A 580-nucleotide genomic window follows, 5' to 3' on the forward strand; every position below is an offset into this window, starting at 1 on the left:
GGTATCAGCACGGTATGGCTGACCTCGTGTGCGGCAACCGCCGAGACGATGTCGGCGGGCCGCGGGTGGTCGATAAGCACCTGCCGTGCGCCCAGCTGCAGCATCGGCAGGACAAACAGGCCGCTGGTGTGGACCAAGGGTCCCGCGTGCAGAAACACCGGAGCATTCCCTGCGACGGGATCCAGCGTGGGTTCCAGCACATGGCGGCGCATAGCCTCCGCGGAGGCCAACCGGTTGGCGTGAGTGCGCTGTGCTCCTTTGGGAGCTCCGGTCGTACCCGATGAATAGTGCAGCGCACACACCGATTGCGGATCCGGTATCGGCAGAATAGCCGAATCCTCTGCAGTAGAGATGATCTCGTCGATCGTGATGTGGGCGTTCGGATGTGACCGCGCAGTGACGACAACGAGGGAGAAGGGTCGCGAAACATCCCGTAGCCACGCCGACGCACCGTCAATCCGGTCGTCGAGAATCACCGCACCTGCTCGGCAGTCTTGACGGATGCCGTCCCAGTCGGGAGGTGCCAGCCGAGGATTCAGCGAAACCCGGACGAGCCCGGCGACGGCAAGTGCCAGATCCA

Annotated in this window: 1 protein-coding gene; it reads right to left on the minus strand. The window is 64.0% G+C overall.

All coding sequences use genetic code 11. From position 1 onward, the window contains the following. Positions 1-580: AMP-binding protein (locus F6Q13_RS19800; RefSeq protein ID WP_293060091.1), on the minus strand; the 580-nt coding region annotated here is incomplete at both ends.

The organism is Mycobacterium sp., from assembly GCF_008709575.1.
Classification (GTDB): Bacteria; Actinomycetota; Actinomycetes; order Mycobacteriales; family Mycobacteriaceae; genus Mycobacterium.